The organism is Sphingomonas sp. DMC6, from assembly GCF_056314225.1.
The window spans coordinates 23,775-49,747 of record NZ_JBQUYT010000002.1; the positions used below are offsets into that span (position 1 = coordinate 23,775).

The 25,973-nt window shown below is 64.6% G+C and carries 27 protein-coding genes and 1 tRNA gene; 19 read left to right on the plus strand and 9 right to left on the minus strand.

The window, feature by feature from the left end; all coding sequences use genetic code 11:
- Positions 1-376: 376 nt before the first annotated feature.
- Both ACT53M_RS03900 and ACT53M_RS03905 read left to right on the plus strand, forming a co-directional pair.
- A complete protein-coding gene (locus tag ACT53M_RS03900; protein WP_476231624.1) occupies positions 377-2,269 on the plus strand; it encodes a ribonucleoside-diphosphate reductase subunit alpha in 1,893 nt (630 codons plus the stop codon).
- Between the two features lie 9 nt (positions 2,270-2,278).
- Positions 2,279-2,770: a DUF559 domain-containing protein gene (locus tag ACT53M_RS03905; protein ID WP_476231626.1), complete on the plus strand. Its 492-nt coding sequence runs from the start codon at positions 2,279-2,281 to the stop codon at positions 2,768-2,770.
- Positions 2,771-2,937: 167 nt separating this feature from the next.
- Here ACT53M_RS03905 and ACT53M_RS03910 read toward each other — a convergent pair whose 3' ends face one another.
- The gene (locus ACT53M_RS03910; protein WP_476231627.1) at positions 2,938-3,201 is read right to left on the minus strand and encodes a DUF2171 domain-containing protein; all 264 of its coding nucleotides are present in this window, start codon (positions 3,199-3,201) and stop codon (positions 2,938-2,940) included.
- A gap of 143 nt (positions 3,202-3,344) precedes the next feature.
- Here ACT53M_RS03910 and ACT53M_RS03915 point away from each other — a divergent pair, with 143 nt between their 5' ends.
- The 7 genes from ACT53M_RS03915 to ACT53M_RS03945 all read left to right on the plus strand — a co-directional run bounded on the left by ACT53M_RS03915 (position 3,345) and on the right by ACT53M_RS03945 (position 8,092).
- The gene (locus ACT53M_RS03915) at positions 3,345-3,668 is read left to right on the plus strand and encodes a hypothetical protein (protein WP_476231628.1); all 324 of its coding nucleotides are present in this window, start codon (positions 3,345-3,347) and stop codon (positions 3,666-3,668) included.
- Entirely contained in the window at positions 3,665-3,886 is a 222-nt protein-coding gene (locus tag ACT53M_RS03920) for a hypothetical protein (RefSeq protein WP_476226741.1), read from the plus strand. Before ACT53M_RS03915 ends, ACT53M_RS03920 begins: the two co-directional genes overlap by 4 nt.
- Positions 3,883-4,200 (plus strand): hypothetical protein, encoded by a 318-nt coding sequence (locus tag ACT53M_RS03925; RefSeq protein WP_476231629.1) that lies wholly within the window; start codon positions 3,883-3,885, stop codon positions 4,198-4,200. Before ACT53M_RS03920 ends, ACT53M_RS03925 begins: the two co-directional genes overlap by 4 nt.
- 15 nt (positions 4,201-4,215) lie before the next feature.
- Complete coding sequence (locus ACT53M_RS03930; protein WP_476226739.1) at positions 4,216-5,271, plus strand: ribonucleotide-diphosphate reductase subunit beta; 1,056 nt, start codon at positions 4,216-4,218, stop codon at positions 5,269-5,271.
- An 834-nt stretch (positions 5,272-6,105) separates the two neighbouring features.
- Entirely contained in the window at positions 6,106-6,771 is a 666-nt protein-coding gene (locus tag ACT53M_RS03935; RefSeq protein ID WP_476231630.1) for a DUF4893 domain-containing protein, read from the plus strand.
- 178 nt (positions 6,772-6,949) lie between these two features.
- Entirely contained in the window at positions 6,950-7,588 is a 639-nt protein-coding gene (locus ACT53M_RS03940; RefSeq protein WP_476231631.1) for an outer membrane protein, read from the plus strand.
- A gap of 93 nt (positions 7,589-7,681) precedes the next feature.
- Positions 7,682-8,092 (plus strand): globin domain-containing protein, encoded by a 411-nt coding sequence (locus tag ACT53M_RS03945; protein ID WP_476226735.1) that lies wholly within the window; start codon positions 7,682-7,684, stop codon positions 8,090-8,092.
- 20 nt (positions 8,093-8,112) lie between these two features.
- Here ACT53M_RS03945 and ACT53M_RS03950 read toward each other — a convergent pair whose 3' ends face one another.
- Positions 8,113-8,583 (minus strand): c-type cytochrome, encoded by a 471-nt coding sequence (locus tag ACT53M_RS03950; RefSeq protein WP_476231633.1) that lies wholly within the window; start codon positions 8,581-8,583, stop codon positions 8,113-8,115.
- Positions 8,584-8,721: 138 nt separating this feature from the next.
- On the opposite strand from ACT53M_RS03950, the gene ACT53M_RS03955 reads away from it, so the two are divergent.
- Positions 8,722-8,922 carry a hypothetical protein gene (locus ACT53M_RS03955; RefSeq protein ID WP_476231634.1) on the plus strand — a complete coding sequence of 67 codons (201 nt, stop codon included), beginning with the start codon at positions 8,722-8,724 and terminating at the stop codon, positions 8,920-8,922.
- Between the two features lie 4 nt (positions 8,923-8,926).
- Here ACT53M_RS03955 and ACT53M_RS03960 read toward each other — a convergent pair whose 3' ends face one another.
- Positions 8,927-10,987: a S9 family peptidase gene (locus ACT53M_RS03960; RefSeq protein ID WP_476232387.1), complete on the minus strand. Its 2,061-nt coding sequence runs from the start codon at positions 10,985-10,987 to the stop codon at positions 8,927-8,929.
- Between the two features lie 19 nt (positions 10,988-11,006).
- Positions 11,007-11,762 carry an energy transducer TonB gene (locus tag ACT53M_RS03965; protein WP_476231635.1) on the minus strand — a complete coding sequence of 252 codons (756 nt, stop codon included), beginning with the start codon at positions 11,760-11,762 and terminating at the stop codon, positions 11,007-11,009.
- Between the two features lie 106 nt (positions 11,763-11,868).
- On the opposite strand from ACT53M_RS03965, the gene ACT53M_RS03970 reads away from it, so the two are divergent.
- The 4 genes from ACT53M_RS03970 (at position 11,869) to ACT53M_RS03985 (ending at position 14,530) form a co-directional block, all read left to right on the plus strand.
- Positions 11,869-12,195, plus strand: a complete 327-nt coding sequence (locus tag ACT53M_RS03970; RefSeq protein ID WP_476226731.1) for a hypothetical protein — start codon at positions 11,869-11,871, stop codon at positions 12,193-12,195.
- A gap of 129 nt (positions 12,196-12,324) precedes the next feature.
- Positions 12,325-14,121, plus strand: a complete 1,797-nt coding sequence (locus ACT53M_RS03975) for an aminopeptidase P family protein (protein WP_476231636.1) — start codon at positions 12,325-12,327, stop codon at positions 14,119-14,121.
- Positions 14,103-14,237 (plus strand): hypothetical protein, encoded by a 135-nt coding sequence (locus tag ACT53M_RS03980; protein WP_476226729.1) that lies wholly within the window; start codon positions 14,103-14,105, stop codon positions 14,235-14,237. Before ACT53M_RS03975 ends, ACT53M_RS03980 begins: the two co-directional genes overlap by 19 nt.
- Positions 14,238-14,455: 218 nt before the next feature.
- Positions 14,456-14,530: transfer RNA gene (locus tag ACT53M_RS03985), tRNA-Thr, on the plus strand.
- A gap of 282 nt (positions 14,531-14,812) precedes the next feature.
- Here ACT53M_RS03985 and ACT53M_RS03990 read toward each other — a convergent pair.
- Positions 14,813-16,234, minus strand: a complete 1,422-nt coding sequence (locus tag ACT53M_RS03990; RefSeq protein WP_476231637.1) for an IS1182 family transposase — start codon at positions 16,232-16,234, stop codon at positions 14,813-14,815.
- Positions 16,235-16,420: 186 nt separating this feature from the next.
- Between ACT53M_RS03990 and ACT53M_RS03995 the strand changes: the two genes are divergently transcribed.
- Both ACT53M_RS03995 and ACT53M_RS04000 read left to right on the plus strand, forming a co-directional pair.
- Positions 16,421-17,308 carry a nickel/cobalt efflux transporter gene (locus ACT53M_RS03995; protein WP_476231638.1) on the plus strand — a complete coding sequence of 296 codons (888 nt, stop codon included), beginning with the start codon at positions 16,421-16,423 and terminating at the stop codon, positions 17,306-17,308.
- Positions 17,309-17,325: 17 nt separating this feature from the next.
- Positions 17,326-17,592, plus strand: coding sequence for a metal-sensing transcriptional repressor (locus ACT53M_RS04000; protein ID WP_476231639.1), 267 nt, complete (start codon positions 17,326-17,328; stop codon positions 17,590-17,592).
- Between the two features lie 11 nt (positions 17,593-17,603).
- Here ACT53M_RS04000 and ACT53M_RS04005 read toward each other — a convergent pair whose 3' ends face one another.
- The 4 genes from ACT53M_RS04005 to ACT53M_RS04020 are packed head-to-tail and all read right to left on the minus strand — an operon-like array spanning position 17,604 to position 21,765.
- Positions 17,604-18,584, minus strand: coding sequence for a YncE family protein (locus tag ACT53M_RS04005; RefSeq protein ID WP_476231640.1), 981 nt, complete (start codon positions 18,582-18,584; stop codon positions 17,604-17,606).
- Positions 18,585-18,593: 9 nt separating this feature from the next.
- Positions 18,594-19,487, minus strand: coding sequence for a DUF1259 domain-containing protein (locus tag ACT53M_RS04010; RefSeq protein ID WP_476231641.1), 894 nt, complete (start codon positions 19,485-19,487; stop codon positions 18,594-18,596).
- 23 nt (positions 19,488-19,510) lie between these two features.
- Positions 19,511-20,914: a chromate efflux transporter gene (gene chrA / locus ACT53M_RS04015; protein WP_476231642.1), complete on the minus strand. Its 1,404-nt coding sequence runs from the start codon at positions 20,912-20,914 to the stop codon at positions 19,511-19,513.
- Positions 20,911-21,765 (minus strand): chromate resistance protein ChrB domain-containing protein, encoded by an 855-nt coding sequence (locus ACT53M_RS04020; protein WP_476231643.1) that lies wholly within the window; start codon positions 21,763-21,765, stop codon positions 20,911-20,913. The genes chrA and ACT53M_RS04020 overlap by 4 nt, the downstream gene beginning before the upstream one ends.
- A 257-nt stretch (positions 21,766-22,022) precedes the next feature.
- On the opposite strand from ACT53M_RS04020, the gene ACT53M_RS04025 reads away from it, so the two are divergent.
- From ACT53M_RS04025 to ACT53M_RS04035, 3 genes are all read left to right on the plus strand, one after another.
- Positions 22,023-23,222, plus strand: a complete 1,200-nt coding sequence (locus tag ACT53M_RS04025) for a DUF932 domain-containing protein (RefSeq protein WP_476231644.1) — start codon at positions 22,023-22,025, stop codon at positions 23,220-23,222.
- A 36-nt stretch (positions 23,223-23,258) separates the two neighbouring features.
- On the plus strand, positions 23,259-23,663 hold the full coding sequence (locus tag ACT53M_RS04030) for a DUF2958 domain-containing protein (RefSeq protein ID WP_476231645.1): 405 nt from the start codon (positions 23,259-23,261) through the stop codon (positions 23,661-23,663).
- A gap of 119 nt (positions 23,664-23,782) precedes the next feature.
- Positions 23,783-25,918 carry a ParB/RepB/Spo0J family partition protein gene (locus tag ACT53M_RS04035; protein ID WP_476231646.1) on the plus strand — a complete coding sequence of 712 codons (2,136 nt, stop codon included), beginning with the start codon at positions 23,783-23,785 and terminating at the stop codon, positions 25,916-25,918.
- Positions 25,919-25,973 lie beyond the last annotated feature (55 nt).

The following is a 25,973-nucleotide window of genomic DNA, read 5'->3' on the forward strand; positions in this document are numbered from 1 at the left end:
CATCCCCGTAAATTTATTTGCAGTTCCATGTTCGTTCCCTTGCCTTTTGCGAAGGTAAGGAAAGTCCGTGCGTCGCGCCTGGTAACCGGTTTCGGCTGTGCCACGAACCGAGTCATTTCAGCGACGAACCGTTGCATTCAGAAGTCATTTACTGTCTTGTGCCCGGACTCGGATTGGCACAATCTGTAGTGGTTGCACTGGGGAGCACGCTCAAGCACTGGTAGACCTTGGTTCGCATAGCCATATGCGAGGCGGGACTGTTCGTGCCGGCGGCCGGGAATGCGTACACTTTTTGTTCTTACGCAAACCGGACAGTGCTACCATCGGGTACAACCCCCGAGTCGTACAGCGTAGGGCATCACAGGGGCTTGCAGGCATGGAATTCAGGGACACCGAAACGAGCGTGAACGACACCGCCACCATCGAAGCCGCGCCTGCCGTGCGCAAGGAACTGGACAGCAAGGCCGTTGCGCCCCGACCCTATCCGGTCGAGGTCGATCATGCCCGCGACGCACTGCTCACCGATTTCGGCAAGGAAACGCTGCGCGACCGCTATCTGCTGCCCGGCGAAAGCTATCAGGATCTGTTCGTCCGCGTCGCCTCTGCCTATGCCGACGATGCCGCGCACGCCCAGCGGCTCTATGACTATATCTCGAAGCTGTGGTTCATGCCGGCCACCCCGGTGCTGTCGAACGGCGGCACGGGCCGCGGCCTGCCGATCAGCTGCTACCTAAACTCGGTGCCCGACAGCCTGGACGGCATCGTCCAGACCTGGAACGAGAATGTCTGGCTCGCCTCACGCGGCGGCGGCATCGGCACCTATTGGGGCAGCGTGCGCGGTATCGGCGAGCCGGTCGGCCTGAATGGCAAGACCAGCGGCATCATTCCGTTCGTCCGCGTGATGGATTCGCTGACGCTCGCGATTTCGCAGGGCTCGCTGCGCCGCGGTTCGGCCGCCTGCTATCTCGACATCTCGCATCCCGAAATCGAGGAGTTCCTCGAAATCCGCAAACCCTCGGGCGACTTCAACCGCAAGGCGCTGAACCTGCACCACGGCGTACTGATCCCCGACGCCTTCATGGAAGCCGTGCGCGACGGCGCGGAGTGGGAGCTGAAGAGCCCGAAGGACGGGTCGGTCCGCGGCAAGGTCGATGCGCGCGCGCTGTTCCAGAAGCTGGTCGAAACCCGGCTGGCGACGGGCGAGCCGTACATCGTGTTCTCGGATCACGTGAACTCGACGATGCCCAAGCATCATCGCGATCTGGGCCTGAAGGTCTCGACCTCGAACCTCTGCTCGGAAATCACGCTGCCGACCGGCCGCGACCATCTGGGCAACGACCGCACCGCCGTGTGCTGCCTGTCCTCGCTCAACCTGGAAACCTGGGACGAGTGGAGCAAGGACAAGCGCTTCGTGGAAGACGTGATGCGCTTCCTCGACAACGTCCTGACCGACTATATCGCGCGCGCGCCCGACGAAATGGCCCGCGCCCGCTATTCGGCGGAGCGCGAGCGTTCGGTCGGACTGGGCGTGATGGGCTTCCACAGCTTCCTGCAGGCGCGCGGGCTGCCGTTCGAAGGCGCGATGGCGAAGAGCTGGAATCTCCGCATCTTCAAGCACATCAGCGCGCAGGTGAACGAAGCGTCGATGGCGCTGGCGGTCGAACGCGGCCCCTGCCCCGACGCCGCCGACATGGGCGTGATGGAACGATTCAGCTGCAAGATGGCGATCGCGCCCACCGCGTCGATCTCGATCATCTGCGGCGGCACCAGCGCCTGCATCGAGCCGATCCCGGCGAACATCTACACGCACAAGACGCTGAGCGGCTCCTTCTCGGTCAAGAACCCGTATCTGGAGAAGCTGCTCAAGGAAAAGTCGAAGAATTCCGACGCGGTGTGGAATTCGATCCTCGAGCAGGGCGGCTCGGTCCAGCATCTCGACTTCCTGACGCAGGAAGAAAAGGATGTGTACAAGACCAGCTTCGAGATCGACCAGCGCTGGATCCTCGAACTGGCTGGCGACCGCGCGCCGTTCATCGACCAGGCGCAGTCGCTCAACCTGTTCATCCCGGCGGACGTGGAAAAGTGGGACCTGCTGATGCTCCACTATCGGGCGTGGGAGCTGGGCATCAAGTCGCTCTACTATCTCCGCTCCAAGTCGGTGCAGCGCGCCGGCTTCGCAGGCGGCGTCGAGGCCGACAACACGATCGAAAAGCCGAAGTTCGATCTGGGCGAGACGACCGACTACGACGAATGCCTGGCGTGCCAGTGAGCAAACGGGATGGAGGAGCGGCGCATCCCTGAAATTCCCTCTCCCCTTGTGGGAGAGGGAGGGGCCCGCGCTGCACAGCAGCGTGGGAGGGTGAGGGGGACAGGTGCAAGCCGGTCCCGCGGCAATGCCGAAGGCCTTATCAAGCGCCAGCTTCTTCCAGCCACTATCGTCGCCCGCTCGCGCGCGAATCGTCGCGACGCCGGTCCGGTCGAACGCACATTATGGGCAGCGCTACGCCGCGCGCTGCCGCACGCGAGGTTCCGCAGGCAAGTACCGATGGGTCCGTATTACGCCGATTTCTGTTCGCACGGAGCGAAGCTGATCGTCGAAGTCGACGACGCGACGCATGTCGTGCGCCGGGAGCAGGATGCCGCACGTACCAGTTTTCTGCACGCCGAAGGCTATCGCGTACTGCGCTTTTGGAACAACGAGGTGATGACCAACCTCGATGGCGTGCTCGCAGAAATTATGCGGCATGTGGATGAAGGTGGCAGGGCGTGAACCCGCGTCCCCCTCACCCTTCCCACCGCCTGCGGCGGCGGGCCCCTTCCCTCTCCCACAAGGGGAGAGGGAGTGGTGCGCTCCTGCTCCCTCTTCCCTTGTGGGGGAGGGAGAGAGCCACGAATCGGCGGAAGGGTGAGGGGGACTCACGCCTTCCGCTTAACAGCTCACGCCTCTTCTTCAAAAATCTCCACCGCCACATCAGCGTTGGCGGACAGTCGCACCTTGTCACCTTCGATTTCGGCAACCAGTCCGAGCGGGATGTAGTGGTGGTGCCCTTCATGGCTGCCCTCGGCACCCTCGACCTGCGCCGCCGAATCCTTCTTGGTCAGCTTGATACGGTGATGCTCGACCTTGTCGACGGTGCCGATGTGCACGCCGTCGGCGCCAATGACTTCCATATGCTCGCGGACATCGCTGTGGTGGCCCATGCTCGTTCTCCTTCGATGGCTTCGGTTCGGGTAACGCATACGGGGGCGGAACGGTCCACGACATCGGGCAATCGCCGGATGCGCGCACTACGTAGGGTGGGCGCCGTGCGACAAACTACCATACACCCGGATAGGAAGTCGCAATGAAACCCGTCCGCACAGCCCTTGCGCTCACCGCCCTCGCGTTGCTCGCCGCTTGCGCCCATCAGGTGCCGAGCGCCGTGCAGCCGCACGCGCCGGGCTTCCTGCTCGGCCTGTGGCACGGCTTCATCTTTCCTGTGGCCTGGGCGCTGTCGCTGATCTTCCCGGACATCGCGGTCTATGCGGTACCGAACAATGGCGGCTGGTATGATTTCGGCTTCTTCATCGGCGTAGTGTTCCTGGGTGTCGGCGCCAATGGTGGCCGCAAGGTCGTCTATCGCGAGCGCATCGTGATGCGCGATGGCGGGCGGGTGATCGACCAGTGACGCGCAGCCTCGCCCTTCAGGCTGGGATCGGCATTGCCTCGGGCATCACCGGACTGATCGTGCTGATCCGCCCGGAAATGGCGCGCGGGCTGCTGCGCGTCGCACCGGGCGAAGCGGCGACCTATGCGCTGCGGATCGGCGGCATGATGCTGGTCGCGCTCGGCCTGTTCCTCACCGGCTTCGCGCTGGCCTTTGCGAGTGCTGGAGGGGTGGCGTGAGCGAGACACTCCCGATGGAACGAGGCCGCTATCGACCCACCGGCAAACATTGGTTTGCGCTGAAGCTGATCATAGCCTTGGCGGTTCTCGGGCTACTCAGCGCCATGCCCGTAAGAGATACCGTCCTGTACTGCGGGTATGTTCTAGTCGCATTGCACGGCATTTTCGAAGCCGCTTGGCTTCTTTTCAAGCCACAACGCAGCCGCGAGGCCGCCGAGGATGGCCAGTCCATTCGTACCGTACGCGTGCAAGGAACATTTCTGCTGATCGCCTGGGCAGCGCTCCTCTTCTTCGCCATTCCAAAATTGTTCTGATCCGGAGTACCCGCAATGTCGCTTCTCGAAGCCCGCAAGACCTACAAGCCCTTCGAATATCCCTGGGCCTATGAATATTGGAAGCGCCAGCAGCAGGTCCACTGGCTGCCGGAAGAAGTGCCGCTGGGCGAGGATTGCCGCGACTGGGCGCAGAAGCTGACCGATCACGAGCGCAACCTGCTCACCCAGATCTTCCGCTTTTTCACCCAGGCCGACGTGGAAGTGCAGGATTGCTACCACGAGAAATACGGCCGCGTGTTCAAGCCGACCGAGATCAAGATGATGCTCACCGCCTTTTCCAACATGGAGACGGTGCACATCGCGGCGTACAGCCACCTGCTCGACACGATCGGCATGCCCGAGACCGAGTACTCAGCCTTCCTCCAGTACAAGGAGATGAAGGACAAGCACGACTATCTCGCCACCTTCGGCGTCGATACCGACGAGGATATCGCCAAGACGCTGGCGATGTTCGGCGGCTTTACCGAGGGGTTGCAGCTGTTCGCCTCGTTCGCGATGCTGATGAACTTCCCGCGCTTCAACAAGATGAAGGGCATGGGGCAGATCGTCAGCTGGTCGGTGCGCGACGAGAGCCTGCACTGCGAAGGCATCATCAAGCTGTTCCACACCTTCTGCAAGGAACGGAACTGCCTGACCCCCAGCGTGCGCGACGACATTCTCGACATGTGCCAGAAGACGGTGCGGATCGAGGACGCCTTCATCGACCTGGTGTTCGAGATGGGCCCGGTGAACGGCATGACGCCCAAGGACATCAAGAAGTACGTCCGCTTCATCGCCGACTGGCGGCTGGGCCAGCTGGGCATGAAGCCGATCTACATGATCGACGAGCACCCCCTGCCCTGGCTCGCCCCGCTGCTCAACGGCGTCGAACATGCCAACTTCTTCGAAACCCGCGCGACCGAATATTCGAAGGCGGCGACGCGCGGCCAGTGGAACGAAGTGTGGGACAGCTTCGACAAGCGCCAAAAGGCGAAGGTCGGTACTGCCGCCAACGAAGACCCGAACGGCGAAGGCGACATGTTCGCCAAGGCCGGCATCGCGGCGGAGTAAATTATTTTCTTTGCCGCGATCGCACCTACACGATCGCGGCAACCCACCCAGAGAAAGGAGAAATATATGTAATCACGAAATTAGATATCCCGAAAAATGGGCATGCCTAGACACGGGGAATGTTGCTCCTTGGCCAATGCGGGGTGGCGGAAGAATAGACCGAAAAGGCGGTCAGAGCCTTGTATGCCACATAGAACATTTCCACTACGATCGCCCGCCTGCCCAGAACAGCAGGAGACCCATCGTGAAATCAATAATCTTTCTCGATGCGGACGAATGTTGGACTTGGAAAATCCTCGACGAATATGGTGTGTATTTGCGCTCAACCAGTCGCCTTAGCTCCCAAGCCGAAGCGCTGTTGAATATGGCCCGTGAAACGCATCTTATAGCCTCGATGCTAATCTCAGCCTAACCGTCCGTGCGGGCGGGGGATTATTCTCCCGCCCAATCGGCGTCGTCTATAGATGCGCGATCAGATAGCGGATCAGGTCGACCGCGCCGGAAAGGCTGACCGGCGCCACCAGCAGCACCAGCGCATAAAACAGCAGCATGCGCGTCAGCACGCGCTCGCGCCGGCTGCGCGGGACAGGCGCGGGCGGCTGCGGCTCCGGCCGTGGCCAGACTCGATGCTCGTCATAGAACATGGCCGCAGCATAACATGTTCGGCACGGCGGCGGCGGAACAACCGCGCCTTCCGGCAATTGTCGGCGTAACGGTTCGCCGCATTCGTCCACCAATCGTCGCGCCGTTTACCATTTATTAACTTCACTTTCCGATTTCTTACCGCGCCGGTCGCCAGTCAGGCGGTTCGGGGTTTCGACAAGGATTGTAAGGATGCACCGGCTCGCCTGCGCGTTGCTTGTCGTGACCATGCTCGCCGCCTGCCAGCCCGGCAGCGGGGGAACGGGGCCCCGACCCGTCGTCATCGCCGAAACACCACCGCCCCCGCCCTTGTGGCGGACGCGCATTGCCGATGCCGACGTACCGCGGCTCGATACGCTCGCCACCAGCTGGAGCCGGCTGCACGCCGCGCTGCGCAGTGCCGTGCGGCGGGCGCAGGGCGCGGCGATCGACCCGGCAGCGGCCCAGGCGCACCCGGCGCTGCCACCCGGTTCCTATCGCTGCCGAACGTTACGGCTGCACGCAGGCGCGCGCGGCCTTGCGACGGTGCAGGCCAGCACCCCCGGCTTCTGCTTCGTCTCGCCCACCGGCGAGACCGAGGATGCCGCGCCGCTGGGCTTTGCCAAGCAGACCGGCAGCGATGTCGTTGCCGGCTATGTCTATCCCGATGGCAAGCGGTATGTCTTTCTCGGCGCGCGCCAGCGCCGCGCGGGCGAAAACGACCTCGCCTATGGCCGCGAAACCGAGCGCAACGTGGTCGGCACGCTCGAGCGCTATGGCCCGTTCCGCTGGCGGCTGGTCACCCCGGGCGCCGAAGCGGGCGACGTACTGGTCTATGAACTGACGCCGGTGCCGGCGGAGAGCCAGCCGCGCGGTTGAACCGCGCATCGCGTTCATCTGCTCGACAGAAACCGTTGCCGCGCTGCAACAGGACGATGCGAAGTTCCGCAACTGCGCAACTTTCCCGCACTGCGGAACATTGATCCCCCGTCCCCGCCGCCGCGAGCGTCGCCGGCCTGCGGAGACTGGTTTTGTCAGCGTACGAGGTTTTCTCCACATGCGTATTTTTCTCGCTGCCGCGGCGTTGGCCGCGCTTCCCTTCGCCGTCTGTGCTGCGCACGCGCAGGACAGCACGACCACGCCGCCGCCCGCAGCCGATACGACGCCGGCGGCCGATGCGGGCACGCCAAAGGCCCCCGATGGTTCGCGTGCATTCGGCGTCGAACCCTATATCGGCGTGATGGGCGGCTGGGAGCAGTTCGATCGCCAGCCCAATGCGGGCATTCCGATCCAGCCGGGCCGCTATCGTTATGACGGCGCGCTGGTGCAGGGCGTCGCGGGCGTCAATGTTCCGCTGGGTCCGGTGTTCGTCGGCGTCGAAGGCAATGCGACCAAAGGCGTGAGCGGCGACATCGACTGGGAATATGGCGCCGCCGGCCGCTTCGGTCTGCGCGCAGGGGACAGCGGCCTGATCTATGGCAAGGTCGGCTATCAGTGGGTCAACTTCGACAAGATCCCCAATGCCAATCGCGACTATCACGCGATGACCTATGGCTTGGGCGTCGAAGTAGGGCCGAAGGATATCGGCCTGGGCGGCATCACCGGGCGCAGCGGTGTGCGGCTGCGGCTGGAAATGAACACCTTCAATGATGCCAAGAGCTTCCGCCCGATGGCGGGCATCATCGCGCATTTCTAACCTTTGGGCGGGCGTACCGATGGGTGCGCCCGCTTGCCCCATGTTGATCCGCATCAACGCCGGCAAGGGCGCACCGGCCTAGAGGCACGGACCATGTCCGACCTACTTTCGCCCTTTCAGCGTATCGGCGGGGCCGATGCGGTCCACGCGATCGTCGATCGCTTCTACGATCTGGTCGAAACCGACCCGACCTATACCGAACTGCGGGCAATGCATGGCGCGGATTTTGGGCCGGTACGCGAATCGCTTACGCTGTTCCTGACCGCCTGGACCGGCGGCCCGCGCGACTGGTTTTCGGCACGCCCCGGCACTTGCATCATGTCGCTGCACCGCGCACTGGGCGTCACCAGCCAGACGGCCGCGCAATGGGCGCACGCCATGGACCGGGCGATCGCCGCAGACCCGGGGCTAGACCCCGAACTCGCCCGCTGGTTTTCCGACGCACTCGACCGGATGTGCCGCGGCATGGCGGCGCAATCGGCGATGACGGGCGCAGCAGCCTAGGGGCGCCGCGCCCCGTTTGCTCAGTGCGTTTCGGGCTTGCGATAAAGCTGGTGGCAGGCGCCGCAGGTCTTGCCGACTTCGGCGAACTGGGCGGCGAAACCTGGCTGATCGCCAGCTTTGGCAAGTTCCGCGAGCTTGGCCGTAGCGGCGGCGAAATCGGCCGCCTTGGCCTCGAAACCAGCACGGTCGCTCCAGATCGTCGGCAGCGCTTCGGAGTTGGGAGCAGTGCTGCCGGCGGGGAACATGCCCGGCAGCGCCTTTGCCCAGGCGGCGAGCGCGCGGGCGCCACCGGCCAGCGTCTTCACATCGTCGCCGCGCGCAATGGCACCCTTCATCCCGCCCATCACGGCACCCGAAAGACGAAACGCCGCCTGGCGTCCGGCGATAACATCTGCGCTCGAATCGGCCGGCGCCGCGCCGCTGCCTGCATGTGCCACTGCCGCCGCCAACAGCAGGGCAGACCCCGCCAGACCCCAACGCACGATCCGCATCGCTCTTCTCCGCTTTCGAGGAACCGCGCCTGTCTACTCCGCCCGCGGGCAGCGGGCAACGTGCGGGAAAGCTTCTCCGTTTCGGAGCAGTTCGGCGCCGAAATGGAGATTGGATGCCGTATGAGGCGAGGCGTGACGATGAACGCCTCGCCCCGACTGGATTATGTGTGCCAGCACTGCGGTGCCGGCGGCGCGACCCGCGATGCCTGGGCCGAATGGGACATCGATGCGCAGGACTGGCAGTTAAGCGAGATCTTCGATTTCGCCTTTTGCCATCACTGCCACCGCGAGACGCGGCTGGTGCCGGTGCCCATCGCCGCGCACAACGACAAGCACTGAGCGTTCAGCGCTCTACCCCCAACTGCCACAGCACGAAGGCCATCTCGTCAGCATATTCGCGCAGGCTCTCCCAGCGGCCCGACTTGCCGCCATGGCCGGCGCCCATATTGGTCTTGAGCAGCAGCACATTCTGGTCGGTCTTGGTGGCGCGCAGCCGCGCCGCCCATTTGGCCGGCTCCCAATAGGTCACGCGCGGGTCGTTCAGCCCGCCCGAGATGAACAGCGGCGGATAGGCCTGCGCGGTCACATTGTCATAGGGGCTATAGCTGCGGATCAGCTCGAACGCGGCCTTGTCCTCGATCGGGTTGCCCCATTCGGGCCATTCGCCGGGCGTGAGCGGCAGGCTTTCGTCGAGCATGGTGTTGAGCACGTCGACGAACGGCACGTCGGCGATCACCGCGCCCCAAAGCTCGGGATCGGAATTTACCACCGCGCCCATCAGCTCGCCGCCCGCCGAACGGCCGGCAATCGCGATCTGGCCGGGGGCAGTATAGCCCAGCGCAATCAGGCCCTTTGCCACATCGACGAAATCGTTGAACGTGTTGGTGCGCTTCTCCAGCTTGCCCTCGTGATACCAGTGCTGGCCGAGATCGTCGCCGCCGCGGATATGGGCGATGGCGAAGGCCATGCCGCGGTCGAGGAACGACATACGACTGGTGGAAAAGCCCGGCGGGATGGCATGACCATAGGCGCCGTACGCATAGAGATAGAGCTTGCCGCTGCCGTCGCGCGGGAAGTCGTGCGGATAGACGATCGACACTGGCACGGCCGTACCGTCGCGCGCGGTGATGGTCCGCCGTTCGGTGCGGTATTTGCTGCCATCATAGCCGCTGGGAATTTCCTGGACCTTCAGCGTCTCGAGATCGCCGGTCGCCATGTCATAGTCATAGACCGTTCCGGGCGTGACCATCGATTCATAGCCGAGCCGCAGCTTGGTTACGGCATATTCGGGGTTGTCGCCCAGATCGGCGACATAGCTCGCCTCGGGGAAGCGCAGCCGCGTGGGCCTCCCGCCTTCATAGCTGTGCAGCTCGATCTGATCGAGTCCGTCCTCGCGCCCCTCGACTACGAAGAAATCAGCAAAACAGGTCACGCCGGTCATGTAGAAATGGCGCGAAGGCGCGATACGTTCGGTCCATTCACCCGGCGCGGTGACGGGGGCGGTCACCAACCGCCAATTGGTGTCGGTATCGTTAGTGTGGATGAACAGCGTGCCGTCATGCTCATCGACATCATATTCGCGGCCCGGCTTGCGCGGTGCGACACAGACCGGCTTGGCGGCGGGATTGTCGGCGGGGAGCAGCCAGACTTCGCTGGTAGTGTGATCGCCTGTCGCAATGGTCAGCCATTTGCGCGACTGAGTCTCCCCCACCGCGACGCGATAGCCTTCATCGGCTTCGCGGAACAGCTCGACATCCTGCTCGACCGGCTCGCCGAGCTTGTGCCAGCGGGCATTGTCGGTACGCCAGTTCTCATTGGCGACGCCATAGAGAAAACCCTGCGAATCCGCCGTCCAGACGATTTCGGAAAGCATGTCGGTGATCGTGTCGGGCAGCAATTCGCCGGTGGTGAGATCCTTCACCCGCACCACGAACCGCTCGGATCCGTTATCGTCATAGGCATAGGCCAGCCAGCGGCCGTCCGGGCTCGCTGAAATCGCACCGAGACGGAAATATTCCTTCCCGGCAGCCAGTGCCGGCTCGTCGAGGATCAGTTCATCCGGTCCGCCTGCTGCCAGCTTGCGCCACCAGCGCGGATATTCGCCGCCGGTTTCATGATCGGTCCAGTAGAGCCAGTCGCCATCCTTTTGCGGAACGGTCGATTCGTCTTCCTTGATGCGCCCGCGCATTTCCTGAAACAGCGTTTCGGCGAGCGGTTTCAAGGGTGCCATCACCGCTTCGAAATAGGCGTTCTCTTCCTCCAGATAGGCGAGCACGTCCTTGTCGGTGACTTCGGGATAGCCGGGGTCGCGCAGCCATGCCCAAGGGTCTTCGATGGTGATGCCGTGGCGGGTGAAGCTGTGCGGGCGCGTCGCCGCTACGGGCGGCTTGGGCAGATCGGTCATCCCCGCTTCATAGCCCAGCCTAACGCTCTGTCGAACCCTCCGCGTCATCGGGCAGGTCATAGAGGCGCCAGACATGTTCGCCGGTTACGGTATCGGCATAGGCGCGCCCCTGCGCATCGAGGCTGGGGCGATAGCGGAAGCGCTTCTGGATCAGGCGGCACGTCGTCTCGTCCAGATCGCGATTGCCGCTCGTGCGCGTGACGGTGCAACTGGTGACGCGGCCGTTCACGCCCACGACAAAGCGCAGGCCGACGGTACCGCTCGCGCCGGCCTTCAGCGCGGCGCGGGGATAATCGGAGTCGCGCAGGCTGCCCGAAAGCCAGCGCAGCGGCGTGCCGCCGCCACCGCCAGGCCCCTTGCCGGCATCGCCGCTGCCCATGCCGTCACCCTGCCCGCCCGCGCCCGTGCCCGGCCCGGGAAGCGGTGCCGCCCCCTGACTTGCCTCGCTGCCGGTGCCGGCCTTGGGCGCAGCGATCAGCGGCGGTGGCGGAAGCAGCAGCATGACCTTTGGCGCGACTACCTCAGTGGCTTGCGAAACTTTGTTGGGCGGCGCTGCAGCCCCTTCGGCCTTGGGCGCGGCACGGCGCGGCGCGGGGGCCGGCGCAGGATCGGGCACCGGCGGTGGCGGCGTGAAGGTAATCAACAGCGGATCGCGCGCGATGATAATAGGCATCCGCACCGTGAATGCCGCGAGCAGTGCCACTGCCAGCAGCCCTTCGACCGCCAGCGCTGCCGCCGCACCGCCCAGCCGGCTGCGAGAAAAGCGCGACATCATGGTCACAATACGCCTTCTGCGGGCGGTTGTTTCGGGTTCATGCAACCGAAATGTGCCATCGACGATTGTTACGCAGGTAACGGAAACCAAAAGATGGGAACGCAGCATGCGCAAGACAATCGCTACCCTGAGTGCTTTCGCCCTGATGATGCCGGTGATCGCACCGATTGCGCCAGCCAGCGCGCAATCGCGCTATGAAGGCAGCTCCAGCTCGCACAAGCGGGTGCGCTATGTGAAGAAATGCCGCCACTCCAGCGGTACGGCAGGCCTGATCGCCGGCGGTGTGGCGGGTGCCGTGGCGGGTCCGGCGATCATCGGTCACGGCCTGCTGGGCGCCGTTGTCGGCGGCGGCGCCGGCGCGCTGGGCGGCCGCGCGATCGACCGCAGCATGACCGCAAAGAACCGCTGCTATTATGTGCGGGTCCGCCGCTGATCTACGACGCCGTACGTCCACGTTCCCCTCTCGCTCGCGGGAGGGGAGCACAGGGCAGAGGCACACCCCTTCCAAAAACGCACCGCATGGGCCAGATCGGCAGCATCACTGCGTTTTGAGGAAGTACCCATGTCCAGCTATGCCGACCGCCTGCAGGCGCTGCGCGACCAGCTCGCGCGCGACCGGCTCGACGGCTTTGTCGTGCCGCTCACCGACGAACATATGTCGGAATATGTCGGCGCCTATGCGCAGCGACTGGCGTGGCTGACCGGCTTTCAGGGCTCGGCTGGTACCGCGGTGGTGCTGCCGCAGGAAGCAGCGATCTTCACCGACGGGCGCTATACGCTGCAGGTGCGCCAGCAGGTTTCGGCGGAGCATTGGGAATATGTCGGCGTGCCCGCAACCAGCGTTGCGGCATGGCTGGGCGAACACGCCCCGAATGGCGGGCGGATCGGCTATGATCCGTGGCTGCACACCCGAACCTGGGTGGAAGAAGCGCGCAAGGCGCTCGCCGAAAAGGGCGCCGAACTCGTTGCGGTCGACACCAACCCGGTCGACGCCGTGTGGCCTGACCGCCCCGCCCCTTCCGACGCCCCCCTCGAAGTGCTCGACGAGGCGCTGGCCGGCAAATCCTCGGCCGCAAAGCGTGCGGACATCGCCGACTGGCTGCACGCCCGCAAGGCCGATGCAGTGGTCGTCGCCGCGCTCGATTCGATCGCCTGGGCGTTCAATATTCGCGGCACCGATGTCACTCACACGCCGGTCGCCCTGTCCTATGCCGTGGTACATGCCGATGGCACGGCGGACCTGTATGTCGCCCCCGAAAAGCTGACCGAGGCGGTACGCCAGCATCTTGGCAACGCCGTGCGTGTACACGACCGCGCTGCCTTCGCGCCCGCACTCGGCCAGTTTGCCGGCAAGCGTGTGGTTGCCGATCCTGGCAGCGCCGTCGCGGCCATCTTCGACCGGCTCGAGGCCGGCGGCGCGCGCGTGATCGCGCTGCGTGACCCGGTGATTTTTGCCAAGGCGATCAAGAACCCGGCGGAGATTGCCGGGCACCAGGCAGCGCAGGCCCGGGACGGCGCGGCACTCAGCCGCTTCCTGAAATGGTTCGAGGAAACCGCGCCGCAGGGCGGGCTTACCGAGCTTTCCGCCGCCGACAAGCTGCACGAATTTCGTGAGGCCACCGGGCGGCTGAAGGATCTGTCGTTCGACACGATTTCGGCAACCGGCCCGAACGGCGCGATTCCGCACTACAAGGTGACCGAGGAATCGAGCCTCCCGATCGAACGTGGACAGCTCTATCTGGTCGACTCGGGTGGCCAATATGGCGACGGGACCACCGATGTGACGCGGGTGCTGCCCGTGGGCGAAGCGAGCCACGAGATGAAAGACCGCTTCACCCGGGTGCTGAAGGGTCATATCGCCATTGCGACCGCGATTTTCCCCGATGGTACCACCGGCGCACAGCTCGACGCCTATGCCCGGCGTCCGCTGTGGGAAGCGGGTCTCGATTTCGCCCATGGCACCGGCCACGGCGTGGGCGCCTATCTGTCGGTGCACGAAGGGCCGCAGCGCATCGCCCCGCCCTCCTATCCCGGCGGACAGGCGCTGGAGCCGCTGCGGGCGGGCATGTTCCTTTCGAACGAGCCCGGCTATTACAAGGCCGGCGAATATGGCATCCGCATCGAGAATCTGGTGCTGATCGTCGAACGCACCATTCCCGGCGGCGACCAGCCGATGCTCGCGTTCGAAACGCTGACCTTCGCGCCGATTGAGCGAACGCTGATTTTACCGGAGCTGTTAACGCCTTCGGAACGCGACTGGCTCAACCTGTACCATGCGCGGGTTCTCGACATTGTCGGCCCGCAACTGGACGGGGATGAGCGGCAATGGCTAGTGGAGAAATGCGCGCCAATCGCCTGATGTGGTTTTTCGCCGGCGCAGCCACGATGGCGATCTATCTGATGGGGCCCCATGCGATCATGGATAAGGCCTATGATTTCGGTCAGTCCGCCGCCGACTGGATTCGGCCGCACTGATCGGTGTCCGATTCGGGCGTCGGATTGCTGTCGGCGACCCTCTGGCCGCGTGCCTGGGCCTTTCTGCGACGGAGATTGGCCCGCAACGCCTCGGCCAATCGCGCCTTTTTGTCCGCTTCGCTCATAGGGGTGCGATAAACCGACAAATGGCGGGTTGACAATCGGGTAGCCGCCTGCACATAGGCGCCTCCCGCCCGACGCCGGTCGTCGGTTCGAGTGCTGCCGTAGCTCAGTGGTAGAGCGCATCCTTGGTAAGGCTGAGGTCGTGAGTTCAATCCTCACCGGCAGCACCATCCGCACCCGCACAAATTAGAGAAAAACATTCCCTTCGGGGGAAGGCGTCTGGATATGAAAGCCTGCGCTCTCGCTCTTCGTCTCCATTTCGCATCCACTAAACATCGCGTTTTCGGCGGTATTTGGAAAGACTCGGATGGGGAAAGTCTTCCCCTGCCGCCGCGCCGACGTCGCGGCGGACCCCTTCTGCGGGCGGCTCCGCCCCCCAGGCTGTGCAGAAACTCATTGCGATGACGCTGGACGCAGGTCGATCACCCTGAAGATGAAGCGGCGTGCTTCCTTTAGCTTGCCTCGATTAATGCCCTAGCCCCGGCGGTGTTCACCGCGCGGATCATGTTGAAGGCCAGGACCGATAGCGCCGCTTCTGCCTTCACTTTCCGCAACCCTCGGGTGAGGAATCTTCCACCGCCCGACATTCGTTTGATAGTTCCGAATGGGTGTTCGACCGTGCATCGCCTGATGCGCATCAAGCCAGGATCGGCGTAGATCCGTGCTTCCATTCGATCGAGCGCACCCTGGTCGAAGAGCCGATGGATCGTGCGTTGGGCGCCCGGTGTGCAGCGCGGTTTGAGGGCGCAAGTCTTGCACGCCGATGTGCGGTATCGAATCGCCCGATTGCGGGTGTGCTTACCCGATGGGCGCAACGTCTGGCCGCTTGGACATCTGATCGTGTCAGTATCCTCGTCATAGACAAACTGGGTCGGCCGGAAGTGCTCTGTATTCATGGCTCCGCGTTTGATCGGGGCTGACACGGTGATTGCCTCCGTCTCGCAGCGGGCGACCTCTTCTGCATTGGAGTAGCCGCCGTCAGTCAGGACGTGCAATTCGTCGGCTTCCAGCACCTCCTTGGCCGCCAACGAAACTGGATGAAGGAGATGGCTGTCGTTCGCGTCGCTATACACATCGTGGTGGACAATGAGGCCGCTCGTCACGTCGACAACGCTCTGGAGGTTGTAGGACGGTAACTTGGGCGCGCGCGCATAACCCATAGGCCGGGCCTCGGGCTCGCCGAAGACAAGCACCTTCTCCTCGCGCTTCGTCAATTCGGCCTGTCGCTTGGCGAGGCGTTCCTTGCGGCGTTGGAGCGAGGCGATAGCGCCGGCGAATGCCTCCCGATGTTTGGGCTGATCGTTGAAGCCTTGCGCTACCTGCTCGTCGATCGCATCCAGGCGGTCGAGATAATAGGCGATCTCGCGCTCCGTATGTGCGACGTCTCGCGTCAACCGCTCGGCGCCCGCGATGTTCTTCGGGCTCGCGACCGCCCGCATCTTCGTCCCATCGAGCGCGACGGTACGGCCGCCGATCAAGCCTTGCTCCCGGCAGAATTGCACGAAGGCAGCGCTGGCCCTGACGATCGCCTCGGGATTGTCATGCCGGAAGGCGGCAATCGTGCGGTAGTCGGGTGCGAGACGACGCATCAACCACAGCGCTTCAAGGTCACGAAGGCAGGCACGTTCCAACATCCGCGAAGAGCGGATCTGATTCAGATAGCCCCAAATATACAAGCGCAGCATATCCTCCGGGCAATACCCCGGACGTCCGGTCGCAGCCGCGACGGCACGTTCGAACCCCAGTTCAAGGAAATCCAGGGTTTCAACGAAGGCGTCCACTACACGGACAAGGGCGTCTTGTGAGACGTAATCCTCTATACGAGGAGGAAGCATCTCGAACTGTCCTCTATTCGCGCCTTCGATAGACGGCATGTCTGTGTCCCGATCCCATTTGCGGTCTCATGGACAATAGTCGATTGCGCGGTGAGCGGGCCTCGCATTGCGACCAACGGGTGCAGTGGCGAGTCGAGCTGCTACAGGGAATCGAGCTGGTCCGCAGGGGCAAATATCCTCCCCAGGGGGATAGGATAATGCGATCGTATCGACTACATCGCGACCATGACGTCGCTCTCCGATCTGCTCCAGCAAAGCGCCTCCCATGCGTGGCTGTTCGTCCCGACCGCGATCCTGCTTGGCTCGCTGCACGGCCTAGAACCAGGCCATTCCAAGACGATGATGGCCGCCTTCATCATCGCGGTGCGCGGCACCGTCCGCCAAGCAGTCCTGCTCGGCCTGGCCGCCACGCTCTCCCATACGGCAGTGGTCTGGATCGTGGCGCTCGGCGGCATGTGGGTGTTCGGCGATCTCAATGCCGAGAGCACCGAGCCCTATTTCCAGCTTGCCTCGGGCCTGCTGATCGTCGTGATCGCCGCCTGGATGCTATGGCGCACGCGCCGCGAACAGATCGCGGCCGATCACTACCATTACGATCATGATCACGCGCATCACCATGATCACTCCCACGATCATGATCACGACCACCACCACCATGACCATGACCATAATTGTAACCATGCGGAGCCGGGCGAAGCGGAGGAGCGCGGGCTTGAGGTCACGACCGGCGGGTTCGTGGATGCGCACGAAATGGAGCACGCGGCCGATATTCGCCGCCGCTTCGCCGACCGCAACGTCACCACTGGCCAGATTGTCCTGTTCGGCCTGACCGGCGGCCTCATCCCGTGCCCCGGCGCGATCACCGTGCTGCTGCTCTGCCTCCAACTCCAGCGCCTCGCCTTAGGGGCCGTGTTGGTGCTCTGTTTCAGCATCGGGCTCGCCATCACGATGGTCGCATCCGGCGTGATCGCTGCCGTTAGTGTGCGCCAGGTTTCCAAACACTGGAGCGGCTTCGGCGAGATCGTGCGCAAGGCGCCTTACGCCTCCGGCGCCGTCATCCTCCTTGTCGGCCTCTATTTGGCGTTCCACGGATGGATGACACTACCGCATTGAAGTGAGGAGTTGACCCTATGAGCCATGCCGCAAATCCCGACCTCCTGAATCGCCTGAAGCGCGCGCAGGGCCATCTGGCCAAGATCGTCGAGATGGTTGCCGAAGGACGCGATGGCCTTCAGATCGCGCAGCAGATGCAGGCTGTGATCGCCGCGCTCGACAAGACCAAAACGCTGCTGGTGAGCGACCATATCGAGCATCATCTGGAGGAGGTGGTCGGGCCGCTGCCCAAGGCGGTCCGCGACGATCTCGCCAAGCTCGGCGAGCTGGCGAAATATCTCTGACCCGATGTGCCTCAGTCCCGCGCTGGCGGGAAGTTCAGCCTGAGCGCCAAGATGGCAGCGGGACGGCCGCGCGCCGGCACAGCCACGAACAGCGTGTTCAACTCGGGCACGTAGAGTCCGGTGCGGGCGCCGCCGGCGGTCTGGACGCGCTCACTGCTGCCGTAGGCAGCGATCACATCGACATGACCGGCGCCGCACACCAGCAGGATGTGATTGCCCGCAATAAACAGATCATCGGCATCGCCGCACACCGACTTCACTGACACGGTATTGCCGCTGGCGGTGTCGATCGTCGCCATCGCCGCCGGCAGACGGTAGGCGATCTTGATCGACTTCCCCGAAGGATCGACCGCCAGCGGGAAGTTAAGCCGGTGGAGCCCGGTCGACCAGCGCGCGAGCTGCCGGCTCTGATCGATGTCGGCGGCGATGACCGAGCCGTCATCGGGCACATTGATATAGACGCGCGAACCGAACAGCCGGAACCCTTCGGGGTGCCCCGGCAGCGTCAGCCGGCCGAGAACCTTGTGGGTGGCCGGGTCGATCGTCGCGAGCGCGCCCTTGCCGTAGCCGACGATCACATGACCGTTGCGCGGATCGACACGAACATTATCGGCATCGTCGCCAAGGTCGATCCGCGCCAGCTCGCGTCGATCGGCGGCATAGAAATGGACCGAGCCATCACCGCAGGCCACGACCAGCTCCCGTTCGTCCGGCAGCCAGGCGACTCCTTGCGGCTCGGAGAGGCTGGCGATCCGCCCCACAACCTTGCCCGCCGCAAGGTCGATCTCGTCGACCGTGCCGTTGGCGATCTCGGCGACGAACAGGCGGTGGTCGGCGAGATCAACCGCAAGATGGTCGATGCGGCCCCTGGTGTTGGGGAGCGCGATCGTCCGTTCGAGGACCAGCGGCGAGCGCAGATTGGTCGGTTGTGCCTGACTGCATCCCGGCAGCCCGAGCAGCAGGATCGCCGCCAGTCCTCCCCAGTGCTTCACCGGCTTGCCCTAGCTCGCAGCCACGGCAACGTGGCTCAATGCCGCGGCGATCCCGCGCGCCAGCTTCTGCGCGTCATCATTCGCCCAGAAGTGCATGAAGAACAGGCGCGGCTCATCGTCGAGCATATGGTTGTGGAGCGCCGTCACCTCGATGCCGTTCTCGCGCAGCGCGCGCAGCACGGGATTCACCTCGGCGGCGGTCAGCACGAAGTCGCCGGTGATTGCGGCCTTGCCGCCACCGGTCGGCTGGAAGCTGATTGCTTCGGCCGACCCCATCGCCGGTGGCAGCGCCATGCCGCCCTCGCGCGGCGCTTCTGCGCGCGGAACGCCGAACGCATAGACGCCGCCACCGATCTTGCCCTTGTGGCCGATGATGCGGTCGAGTGCGGCAGTGTCGAGGTCGATCGTCTCGGGCGCCGCCGGACTCGCTGTGACGGGAGCGGAGAGCGGCGTGCCGCTGAGTGCCAGCGCGTCATGCAGCACCTTGGCGAGATGCGCCGGATCGCCGTGGCCAGCGACATGCATATACATGGTGTGTGGGGCGTTGCGCAGCAGGTGGTTGTGGAGCGCGGTGATCTCGACGCCGCCGGCGATCAGCTTCGCCATCACCGGGTTCACCTCGGTATCGGTGAGCACAAGGTCGCCCATCACCATCACCTGGCCCGGGCCATGCGCAACGAACGCCAACCATGATCCGAGCGCCAGCGCCGGCTTGAGCGTCACGCCGTCGAGAACCACATGCAGGTCGCTGCGCGGCAGGCCGATGCGATAGACGCCGCCCGGCATTTCGGTGCCCGGCTTGCCGATTGCGGTGGCGACCGCCTGTTCCCAAGGCTCGGCCGCCTGAGCCGGCATTCCCAGTGCGAAAAGGCCCAGCAGCCCCAGCATCGCAATACGCGTCATAACACTCTCCTTGTCGGTAACGACTAGCTAATCAGGACGTAGGCGGCGCCCAGCGCTGCACAGGTGCCGAGCACCGGCAGCACCCCGGCCTTGAACCGGAACACCGCGATCACAGCACCGGTGGCGAGCAGCAGCGCGGGCCATTTGATCGACGTGAGGACCGGGAGGTCGAGCGTACCACCCGCGAAGGGCAGCGCGCGGACTTCGCCGAATAGCGTGTGGATCGCGAACCAGACCGCGAGGTTGAGGATCACACCCACCACCGCAGCGGTGATCGCCGCCAAGGCGGCCGAGAGCGCGCGGTTGCCACGCAGCCGCTCGACGAACGGCGCGCCGGCGAAGATCCACAGGAAGCACGGAACGAAGGTCACCCAGGTCGTGAGCACTGCGCCGAGCGTCGCCGCGAGGAGCGGCGGCAGACCGGTTGTTTCGCGGAAGGCGGCGAGGAAGCCGACGAACTGGGTCACCATGATCAGCGGCCCGGGCGTAGTCTCGGCCATGCCGAGCCCATCGAGCATTTCGCCAGGCTTGAGCCAGTGATAGGTGCCGACCGCTTCCTGCGCGACATAGGCGAGCACGGCATAGGCACCGCCGAACGTCACCACCGCCATCTGACTGAAGAAGGTGGCGATGCGGCTGAACACATCGTCGGGTCCGAGCGCGATCAGCAGCGCCGCGACCGGTGCCAGCCAGAGCAGCAGGAATGCCGCGGAAATGGCCAACGACCAGGAGAGGTTCGGCCGCGCGTGGTCGGGCAGCTTCTCGCCAAGCGCGGTATCCCGATCATGGACGACCTCACCCGCGCCAGCACCGTGGCCCCCGCCGCCCTTGAACGCCGGATGACCGGCGCGGCCGCCGAAGAAGCCGATTAGAGCCGCGATGAGCACGATCAGCGGAAACGGTGCCCGCAGGAAGAAGATGGCGATAAACGCGGCGGCGGCCATTCCGCGCATGACGTTGTTCTTGAGCGCCCGCGAGCCGACCCGGAACACAGCCTGGAGCACGATCGCGAGCACGGCGGCCTTGAGGCCGAAGAAAAGGCCGGTGACGAGCGGCACTTGACCGAGCAGGACATAGATGTAGCTCAGGCCGAGGATCGCCAAAAAGCCCGGCAGCACGAACAATGCGCCGGCGACGAGGCCGCCCTTGGTCTTGTGGAGCAGCCAGCCGATGTAAATGGCGAGCTGCTGGGCTTCGGGACCAGGCAGCAGCATGCAGTAGTTGAGCGCGTGGAGGAACCGCTCCTCGCCGATCCAGCGCTTCTCGTCGACCAGGATACGGTGCATCACCGCGATCTGCCCGGCGGGGCCGCCAAAGGAGAGCGCCGCGATACGCGCCCAGACACGCACGGCCTCGCCGAAGGGAATTCCGTGGTTGTTAGCCGGCACCACGCCGTCGGAAGGCAATTCTGCCACGGCGCCGGTCATGACTGCACCTTGTCTTTAGCCCGCGCCTTGGCGGGTTGATGCGAAGACCAGTTGTGAGTCTCTTCGGAGGCGTCACGGCACCAGCGGAAGAAGGCATCGTAGAGCAGCATCCCCGCTTCGAGCTGCTCGATATCGTCGGCATACATGCGCGAAAGGCCGAGCGAGGCAGCCAGCAGACCCGCCGCTTCGGGCACGAGATCCGGCTGCCCAGTGTCGGCGCCGCGCACGATCGGAGCCAGGCGCGCGAGCGGCCGGTATTCGCCGAGCCCAAACGCCTCGATCATCACGTCGAACGTGCAGGACTCGCCACGATGGCTCCACCTCACGCCTTCGCCTTCAATGTCGAAGGGCGCCGCACCAAAGCGCTCGGCTACGCCCTGGACCTCGGCCGACGCCACGAACAGGAAGATCGCGCTGGGATCGACGAACCGGCGGATCAGCCAGGGACAAGCGATCCGGTCGACCTTGGGACGGCCGCGTGTCACCCAGACTGTGCGACCACTGGCATCCCGCTTGGGCAAGACGGTTTCCGACACCATCGGCAGACCGGCCTCAGCCCAACCAGTGACGCCGCCTTCCAGTGCCTCGGCTGTAACGCCTTCATGACGAAGCCGGGCCGCGATGCCTTGGCTCAACGCGCTGCCGTCGCGGCACACGATGATCGCCGCGCGACCGTGGAACTCTGGAGCCCAGGCGGCAACGTCAGCCGGAGAACGGCGCAAGGTTCCAGGGACGAAGAGGGGTTCGCTGGCGAACTCTTCGTCCGGCCGAACGTCGATGAGTGCCGGCCCGGTCGGGATGCCGATCAGGTGCGCAAGTTTATCTGTAGAGATCGTATTTAGGGCAGGCATGGTGCGTCCTTCCAAGAATCAGGACGCGAATCTTCAGCCTGTCGCCTCGTGGGGAGATCGCGATCCCCATACCAGCATCATGGCGATCCCATCGGTCCCGGTCAACCTGCGCGAACGTATGCGTTAAGCGGCGCCCTTCCGCGAGTTTTAGCACAGCCTGCCCCGCAACGCCCCCGAGAGTGAGGGGAGAGCGGGAAGCTCCCGTGACGGGTAAGGACTGAGAGAGAGGCTCTCGGCGCCCGTCGCGGAGAATTCCCATGGCGACGATCCTCACGCAATCTGACACCTCCCGGCCTCCGTCGAGCGGCTACAAGGTCGATATCTCGCGCGGCCAACGCATCGGGCGCGTATCATCCGAATGGTTCTCGCGCCCGGACGACGAGCGCTTCCTCTCCCTGTCCTCGCTCCATGCGGCGGTGAAGGCCCGGGCAGACCGCGCCACCGCGCGGACGGTCGAAACCCGCGACGTCAAGGTCGAGGCGAGGCGGGACGATGCCGAGCACCTGGCGCTGCTCGTGCCCGGCCGCGACGAGCCGATCGCCCCGACCCATTGGTCGTTCGGTCAGCTCTGCAGCCTGGTCGGCGCCCCTTCGGGCTATCTCCGCCAGCTTCCCGCGCCGCTGGCAGGCATCAACATGCAGCACGGCCTGCTGTCGCATCGTGCCGACCTTATAAAGACGCTGGAAACCGACGACGGTCGGATCGAGCTCCGTGCCGTCACCGGCCCGGACTATGGCCGCATCTGGGACCATGAGTTGGTCGCAGCGGTCATGAAGATCGCGGGCGACGGCACCGGCGACACGCGCTGGAAGGTGCCTGGGCTGCTCGACTGGTCGACCATGACCCACAACCCGTTCGTGGAAGTGACGAAGGACACCACGACGCTCTACGCGAGCGATCGCGACGTCTTCCTCTTTCTGGTCGACGATGCCCACCCGATCGAAGCCGGGCGCCTGCCGAACGGCGATCCCGACCTCTTCTTCCGCGGTTTTTACGCGTGGAACAGCGAAGTGGGCTCCAAGACGCTGGGCATCGCCTCATTCTACCTCCGGGCCGTCTGCATGAACCGCAACATCTGGGGCGCCGAGGGCTTCGAAGAGATCAGCATCCGGCACAGCAAGTTCGCCGGGAACCGCTTCGCGCACGAGGCGGCGCCCGCGCTGGAGAGTTTCGCGACGTCGTCGCCGGTCCCGTTCATGGCCGGCATCAAAGCCGCGCGCGAGCGCCTGGTCGCCCGCACCGCCGAGGACCGGCAAGCCTTCCTGCGCAAACGCGGTTTCTCGAAAGGCGACACCGACCGGATCATCGCCACGGTGCTCGACGAAGAGGGTCATCCCCCTGCGTCGATCTTCGATTTTGTTCAGGGGATCACCGCGGTCGCGCGCGACAAGCCACATCAGGACACCCGACTCGATCTTGAGGGCAAAGCCGCCAAGCTCCTCGCCGCCGCCGCCTGACGGTGCTCGCACTCACATAGCGAAAGGAGCGATCCCATGATCGTGCTCCCTGAAACCATTCGCTACGCGTTGCGGGCGAATGACATCAATCGGCGCGCCGCGGAACAGTCGGACAAGTCCCAACCGGACCCGCCGCCCGTGGTCAAATTCTTCAACCCGCTCGGGAGCCAGACCTGGCTCGCCACTGAACTCGCCGGGGATGGCGATGTGCTCTGGGGACTCGCTGACCTTGGGTTTGGTTGTCCCGAGGTCGGTCCCTGGTCGCTCGGCGAGCTGTCCGCGATCCGCCTGCCGTTCGGCATGGGCATCGAGATCGACGCGGCTTTCATGTCCGAGGTGCCGCTGTCGGTCTGGGCGACCTGGTCTCGCCGGACAGGTTCGATCCTCTGGACCGAAACCCTGTTCCGGCGGTCGCCGCCCGGCAACCTGCCTCCGGATTAATTGCCCAGATCGGGCGCCGGCGCGGCTCTCACCCTCCTAGAGGGAGAGGGCTGCGCCGGCTCCATGACGGGTTGAGGGTCGAGAGAGAGTCTCCCGGCCGCCCGTTGTGGAGAAGACCCATGACCAAGCATCTGAAGATCGTCCTGAGCGGTTCGCGAGACATCCCGTTCAATCAGCTGGTGCTGAGCCAGGCCAATGTCCGGCGCGTGAAGGCCGGCGTCTCGATCGACGCGCTCGCCGCCGACATCGCCCGCCGCGGCCTCTTGCAGAGCCTGACCGTCCGAGCCCAGCGTGATGCCGAGGGCAATGAGACCGGCCTGTTCGAGGTGCCGGCCGGCGGCCGCCGCTTCCGCGCGCTCGAAAAGCTGGTGAAGCAGCGTCGTCTTACCAAGACCCAGGCTGTCCCGTGCATCGTGCGCGACGATGATCAGGTCTCGGCCGAAGAGGATTCGCTCGCCGAGAACGTCCATCGCGAGGCGCTGCATCCGCTCGACCAGTTCCGCGCGATGCAGCAGCTGGTGACCCAGGGCACCGACATCGAGACCGTTGCCGCCACCTTCATGACGACCGCTGCCGTCGTGAAGCAGCGGCTGCGCCTCGCTTCCGTGTCGCCGAAGCTGCACGACGTCTACGCCGAAGACGGCATGACACTCGAACAGCTCATGGCCTTTTCGGTCTCCGAGGACCATGAGCGCCAGGAGCAGGTCTGGGACATGCTCCAGTCCAGCTACAACCAGCAGCCCTATATGATCCGCTCCAAGCTGACCGAGCAATCGGTGCGGGCAACGGATAAGCGGGTCCGCTTCGTCGGGCTCGATGCCTATGTCGCAGCGGGCGGCTATGTCCTGCGCGACCTGTTCGAAGACGACCAGGGCGGATGGCTGCAGGACGTGACCTTGCTCGACCGCATGGTCGACGAGAAGCTCAAGGCCGAGGGCGCGCGGATCGGCGCGGAAGGCTGGAAGTGGATCGCGGTCGCGGTCGACTTTTCCTATGATTATGACGACGGGATGCGCGTGATCGCCGGCGACCAGCCGGAGATGACGGAAGCCGACGAGGCCAGGCTTGCAGCGCTTCGCGAGGAAGCCGACGCGCTCGAGGAGGAATGGTCGGGTACGGCCGAGGTGCCCGACGAGGTCGACGCCCGCGTCACCGCGATCGATGAGGAGATCAGCGCGATTGTCTCTCGCCCGCTGGTCTATCAGCCGTCCGAGATTGCCCGTGCTGGCGCGTTCGTCAGCATCGATGTCGACGGCTCGCTCTACATCGAGCGTGGTTACGTCCGGCCCGAGGATGAACCTGCTGAGGAGCCTGCCGCTGACGGCGACGAGCAGCACGGCATGCGGATCGATGATCCCGAGCACGAAACGGCCGATGACGACGCCCGCCCGGCGATCGTTACCGTCGGAGGTGCGCCGGGCACTAACGATCCGGCCGACGAGGACGAGCAGGACGACCTGCTGCGTCCGTTGCCCGACCGCCTGGTCACCGAGCTGACCACGCATCGCACGCTTGCATTGCGCAATGCCGTCGCGACGCACCCGCAGGTCGCTTTCGCCGCCGTTCTCCACGCGCTCGCGCTCGACACCTTCTACCACTATTCGTCGGGCACGAGCTGCATCGAGATCTCGGTTCGCGGCGGCAGTCTTGGCACCCATGCGCCGGGCTTGGGCGACAGCGCCTCCGCTCGCGCGATCGACCAGCGGCACGAGAGCTGGGCCGAACGTCTGCCCGACCAGCCGCAAGACCTCTGGGATGCGCTGATTGCTCTCAGCGCCGAAGATCAGGCGGCGCTCTTTGCCCATTGTGCGTCGTTCGGCGTCAACGCGGTCTGGGAACCCGCGAACCGCTACAATGAGGGGCGCGTCTCGGCACGGACCGTCTCGGGCCGGATCGAGCACAGCCATGTCCTCGGTCGAGCCGCTGAACTCGACATGGTCGCGGCGGGCTGGAGCGCGACGGTCGACAATTACCTGGGCCGCGTGACGAAGGCCCGCATCCTGAGCGCGGTCGACGAAGCCAGGGGTCCCGAGGTCGCGGCGCGCCTTTCCGGCCTCAAGAAGCCCGAGATGGCGAAGGAGGCCGAACAGCTGCTTGGGCAGACCGGCTGGCTCGCCGAGCCACTGCGCACGCCGGCCATCGAACCGGTCGAAGATTCGGCAGCGATCGACGGCGAACCGGCCGTGGAGTCGGAACCCGCGCCGGAGCACGATGAGACAGAGGGTGAAGAGGCCTTCGCCATCGCGGCGGAATAGCTCCTGTCCATTCTGGGGCCTGTCGCAGCGGCAGGCCCCATTTTTGTTGGAGAAC

Bases quoted from the DNA above. Each gene is read 5' to 3' on its own strand.
- ACT53M_RS04020 (WP_476231643.1), bottom strand. From the start codon at position 21,765: ATGCCTGCCCTAAATACGATCTCTACAGATAAACTTGCGCACCTGATC.
- ACT53M_RS03990 (WP_476231637.1), bottom strand. From the start codon at position 16,234: ATGCCGTCTATCGAAGGCGCGAATAGAGGACAGTTCGAGATGCTTCCT.
- chrA (WP_476231642.1), bottom strand. From the start codon at position 20,914: ATGACCGGCGCCGTGGCAGAATTGCCTTCCGACGGCGTGGTGCCGGCT.
- ACT53M_RS04010 (WP_476231641.1), bottom strand. From the start codon at position 19,487: ATGACGCGTATTGCGATGCTGGGGCTGCTGGGCCTTTTCGCACTGGGA.
- ACT53M_RS03950 (WP_476231633.1), bottom strand. From the start codon at position 8,583: ATGCGGATCGTGCGTTGGGGTCTGGCGGGGTCTGCCCTGCTGTTGGCG.
- ACT53M_RS03945 (WP_476226735.1), top strand. From the start codon at position 7,682: ATGTCCGACCTACTTTCGCCCTTTCAGCGTATCGGCGGGGCCGATGCG.
- ACT53M_RS04035 (WP_476231646.1), top strand. From the start codon at position 23,783: ATGACCAAGCATCTGAAGATCGTCCTGAGCGGTTCGCGAGACATCCCG.
- ACT53M_RS03905 (WP_476231626.1), top strand. From the start codon at position 2,279: ATGGAGGAGCGGCGCATCCCTGAAATTCCCTCTCCCCTTGTGGGAGAG.
- ACT53M_RS03900 (WP_476231624.1), top strand. From the start codon at position 377: ATGGAATTCAGGGACACCGAAACGAGCGTGAACGACACCGCCACCATC.
- ACT53M_RS03955 (WP_476231634.1), top strand. From the start codon at position 8,722: ATGAACGCCTCGCCCCGACTGGATTATGTGTGCCAGCACTGCGGTGCC.
- ACT53M_RS03995 (WP_476231638.1), top strand. From the start codon at position 16,421: ATGACGTCGCTCTCCGATCTGCTCCAGCAAAGCGCCTCCCATGCGTGG.
- ACT53M_RS03980 (WP_476226729.1), top strand. From the start codon at position 14,103: ATGCGCGCCAATCGCCTGATGTGGTTTTTCGCCGGCGCAGCCACGATG.
- ACT53M_RS03940 (WP_476231631.1), top strand. From the start codon at position 6,950: ATGCGTATTTTTCTCGCTGCCGCGGCGTTGGCCGCGCTTCCCTTCGCC.
- ACT53M_RS04025 (WP_476231644.1), top strand. From the start codon at position 22,023: ATGGCGACGATCCTCACGCAATCTGACACCTCCCGGCCTCCGTCGAGC.
- ACT53M_RS03965 (WP_476231635.1), bottom strand. From the start codon at position 11,762: ATGATGTCGCGCTTTTCTCGCAGCCGGCTGGGCGGTGCGGCGGCAGCG.
- ACT53M_RS03970 (WP_476226731.1), top strand. From the start codon at position 11,869: ATGCGCAAGACAATCGCTACCCTGAGTGCTTTCGCCCTGATGATGCCG.
- ACT53M_RS03910 (WP_476231627.1), bottom strand. From the start codon at position 3,201: ATGGGCCACCACAGCGATGTCCGCGAGCATATGGAAGTCATTGGCGCC.
- ACT53M_RS04030 (WP_476231645.1), top strand. From the start codon at position 23,259: ATGATCGTGCTCCCTGAAACCATTCGCTACGCGTTGCGGGCGAATGAC.
- ACT53M_RS03915 (WP_476231628.1), top strand. From the start codon at position 3,345: ATGAAACCCGTCCGCACAGCCCTTGCGCTCACCGCCCTCGCGTTGCTC.
- ACT53M_RS03975 (WP_476231636.1), top strand. From the start codon at position 12,325: ATGTCCAGCTATGCCGACCGCCTGCAGGCGCTGCGCGACCAGCTCGCG.
- ACT53M_RS04000 (WP_476231639.1), top strand. From the start codon at position 17,326: ATGAGCCATGCCGCAAATCCCGACCTCCTGAATCGCCTGAAGCGCGCG.
- ACT53M_RS03935 (WP_476231630.1), top strand. From the start codon at position 6,106: ATGCACCGGCTCGCCTGCGCGTTGCTTGTCGTGACCATGCTCGCCGCC.
- ACT53M_RS03930 (WP_476226739.1), top strand. From the start codon at position 4,216: ATGTCGCTTCTCGAAGCCCGCAAGACCTACAAGCCCTTCGAATATCCC.
- ACT53M_RS03960 (WP_476232387.1), bottom strand. From the start codon at position 10,987: ATGACCGATCTGCCCAAGCCGCCCGTAGCGGCGACGCGCCCGCACAGC.